3 protein-coding genes are annotated in these 3,694 nt (G+C 70.3%); all 3 read left to right on the top strand.

Going from position 1 to position 3,694, the window contains the following annotated elements:
* The first annotated feature begins 176 nt into the window (after positions 1 to 176).
* Positions 177 to 2,315: an excinuclease ABC subunit UvrB gene (gene uvrB, locus B7767_RS29150; RefSeq protein ID WP_085574770.1), complete on the top strand. Its 2,139-nt coding sequence runs from the start codon at positions 177 to 179 to the stop codon at positions 2,313 to 2,315.
* Between the two features lie 135 nt (positions 2,316 to 2,450).
* Positions 2,451 to 3,029 carry a TerD family protein gene (locus B7767_RS29145; protein ID WP_085574769.1) on the top strand — a complete coding sequence of 193 codons (579 nt, stop codon included), beginning with the start codon at positions 2,451 to 2,453 and terminating at the stop codon, positions 3,027 to 3,029.
* A gap of 52 nt (positions 3,030 to 3,081) precedes the next feature.
* Positions 3,082 to 3,694, top strand: a 613-nt coding sequence (locus B7767_RS29140; protein ID WP_143652684.1) for a TerD family protein, incomplete at its 3' end; no start/stop codon positions are given.

Here is a 3,694-nt window from a genome sequence, read left to right as displayed (position 1 = left end):
CGGGCCCGCCGCACCCCCCGCCGAGCACAAGCCCGGCGTCCCCGCCCACTCCCCGGCCCGCCACTCCCCGGCGCGCCCCCGGCTGCGGGCCCGCGGCCCCGTGGAACACCGCTCCCGGACCCCGCAGCGCCGCTGATCCGGACCCGTTGTCAGTGGGGGGCCGTACGGTGGATGGCATGCGGCCCGTTTCCCAGATCGAACGCACGGTGGCGCCCTTCGAGGTCGTCAGTCCCTACCAGCCGAGCGGTGACCAGCCGACGGCCATCGCCGACCTCGCCCGGCGCATCGAAGCAGGCGAGAAGGACGTCGTCCTGCTCGGTGCGACCGGCACCGGCAAGTCCGCCACCACCGCGTGGATGATCGAGAAGCTCCAGCGCCCCACCCTGGTCATGGCGCCGAACAAGACCCTGGCCGCCCAGCTGGCCAACGAGTTCCGCGAGCTGCTGCCGAACAACGCGGTCGAGTACTTCGTCTCGTACTACGACTACTACCAGCCCGAGGCGTACGTCCCGCAGTCGGACACCTACATCGAGAAGGACTCCTCGATCAACGAGGAGGTCGAGCGGCTGCGCCACTCCGCGACCAACTCGCTGCTCACCCGTCGCGACGTCGTCGTGGTCGCCTCCGTCTCCTGCATCTACGGCCTGGGCACCCCGCAGGAGTACGTGGACCGCATGGTCCCCCTCCGCGTCGGCGACGAGCTCGACCGGGACGAGCTGCTGCGCCGCTTCGTGGACATCCAGTACACGCGCAACGACATGGCCTTCACCCGCGGCACCTTCCGCGTCCGCGGCGACACCATCGAGATCTTCCCGGTCTACGAGGAGCTCGCCGTCCGCATCGAGATGTTCGGCGACGAGATCGAGGCGCTGTCCACGCTCCACCCGCTCACCGGCGAGATCATCAGCGACGACCAGCAGCTGTACGTCTTCCCGGCCTCCCACTACGTCGCGGGCCCCGAGCGGCTGGAGCGCGCGGTGGGCGACATCGAGAAGGAGCTCGGCGAGCGCCTGACCGAGCTGGAGAAGCAGGGCAAGCTCCTGGAGGCCCAGCGCCTGCGCATGCGCACCACGTACGACATCGAGATGCTCCGCCAGATCGGCTCCTGCTCCGGCGTGGAGAACTACTCGATGCACTTCGACGGCCGCTCGCCCGGCTCCCCGCCGAACACCCTGCTGGACTACTTCCCGGACGACTTCCTCCTCGTCATCGACGAGTCGCACGTCACCGTCCCGCAGATCGGCGCCATGTACGAGGGCGACGCCTCCCGCAAGCGCACCCTCGTCGACCACGGCTTCCGGCTCCCCTCCGCCCTGGACAACCGGCCGCTGAAGTGGGAGGAGTTCCAGGAGCGCATCGGGCAGGCCGTCTACCTGTCGGCCACCCCCGGCCAGTACGAGCTCTCCCGCGCGAACGGCACCGTCGAACAGATCATCCGCCCCACCGGCCTCGTCGACCCCGAGGTCGTGGTCAAGCCCACCGAGGGCCAGATCGACGACCTGGTGCACGAGATCCGCACCCGCGTGGAGAAGGACGAACGCGTCCTGGTCACCACGCTCACCAAGAAGATGGCCGAGGACCTCACCGACTACTTCCTGGAACTCGGCATCCAGGTCCGCTATCTGCACAGCGACGTCGACACCCTGCGCCGGGTCGAGCTGCTGCGGGAGCTGCGCAGCGGCGAGTACGACGTCCTCGTCGGCATCAACCTGCTGCGCGAGGGCCTCGACCTGCCCGAGGTGTCCCTGGTCGCCATCCTCGACGCCGACAAGGAGGGTTTCCTGCGCTCGGGCACCTCCCTGATCCAGACCATCGGCCGCGCGGCGCGCAACGTCTCCGGCCAGGTCCACATGTACGCCGACAAGATCACCCCGGCGATGGAGAAGGCCATCGACGAGACCAACCGCCGCCGGGAGAAGCAGGTCGCGTACAACAAGGCGAACGGCATCGATCCCCAGCCGCTCCGCAAGAAGATCAACGACATCGTCGCGCAGATCGCCCGCGAGGACATCGACACCGAGGAACTGCTCGGCTCGGGCTACCGCCAGGCCAAGAAGGACGGCGGTGCCAAGGCGCCCGTACCCTCCCTGGGCACCAAGGCGGCCAAGGGCGCCAAGGGCGCCAGGGGCAAGGCCGCCGAGACCGCGCCGACCGACCGTCCCGCCGCCGAACTCGCCGAGCAGATCGAGGAGCTCACCACGCGGATGCGGGCCGCCGCGGCCGACCTGCAGTTCGAGATCGCGGCCCGGCTGCGCGACGAGGTGTCCGAAATGAAGAAGGAGTTGCGGCAGATGCAGGAGGCAGGACTGTCCTGACGGCCGCGTACGCGATGTGTTGCAAGAACGACACAAAGTGCGGACCTGGGTACGTCACTGTCAGTGCCCCTGCGTAGGGTTCTGGTCAACCGCGATTGCGCGGCAACAGGGGAAGCTCGAGAGGGGAATCAGCGCGTGACCGTCAACATGACCAAGGGTCAGGCCATCAGTCTGCAGAAGAACGACGGTGGCAGCCTGACTGCGGTACGCATGGGTCTCGGCTGGCAGGCGGCTCCCCGTCGCGGCCTGTTCGGCTCGCGCACCCGGGAGATCGACCTGGACGCCTCGGCCGTCCTGTTCGCGGACAAGCAGCCGGTCGACGTCGTCTTCTTCCGCCACCTGGTGAGCGACGACGGCTCCGTGCGCCACACCGGTGACAACCTCGTCGGCGGTGTCGGCCAGGGCGGCGACGACGAGGCCATCCTCGTCGACCTCTCGCGCGTCCCGGTCCACATCGACCAGATCGTCTTCACCGTGAACTCCTTCACGGGCCAGACCTTCCAGGAGGTGCAGAACGCGTTCTGCCGCCTCGTCGACGAGACCAACGGCCAGGAGCTCGCCCGCTACACGCTGGCCGGCGGCGGCGCCTACACGGCCCAGCTCATGGCGAAGGTGCACCGCACGGGCACGGGCTGGACGATGACGGCCCTCGGCAACCCGGCCAACGGCCGCACCTTCCAGGACCTGATGCCGGCGATCCTGCCGGTCCTCTAGGCACCACGGGCGATACGAGCAGTCACCACCGCGACACAGGGGGACGAAGGCGATGACGGCCGAGCTGGTGCGGGGACAGAACCACCCGCTCTCCCAGTCCCGTCTGGAGATCAGGGTCTCGGCCGGCACGCCGGTCGTGGCCGCGGCCGCGCTCGGCGACGAGAACGGCCGGATCCACGGGGTGGAGTGGGTGGCCCACCCGGGCGCGCCCACCCAGCCCGGTCTGGAGGTGTCGCGTCAGGCGGCCGCCGACCACCGTCTCGCGGTGGACCTGGACGCCATGACGGACGCGGTGCACCGCGTCAGTGTGCTGCTCGCCCTGCCCGCCCCGGGCGGCGGCCCGGGACCCGCCCGGTTCGGCGCCGTGGCGGCCCCCTTCGTCGCCGTCACCGGCCTGGACGGCGGCGAGATCGCCAGCTACACCATCACCGGCCTGGAGGCCGAGTCGGCCGTCGTCGCACTGGAGCTCTACCGGCGGCAGGGCGCCTGGAAGGTGCGCGCCGTCGGCCAGGGCTACGCGGGCGGCCTGGCCGACCTCCTCACCGACCAGGGCCTGCCCGAGGCCGTGCCGCTCGCGGGCACCATCAACGAGGCGGTCGCGCGGGGCCTCGCCCGCTCCGTGCAGGCGCCCCCGTCCCGCCCGGCCGACGGTGACCGCTCCCGTC

Origin of the sequence: Streptomyces sp. 13-12-16, assembly GCF_002114215.1 — a bacterium.
Taxonomy (GTDB): Bacteria; Actinomycetota; Actinomycetes; order Streptomycetales; family Streptomycetaceae; genus Streptomyces.
The sequence above is the reverse complement of the archived record's forward strand: the minus strand, read 5'-3'. Positions and strand labels throughout refer to the sequence as shown.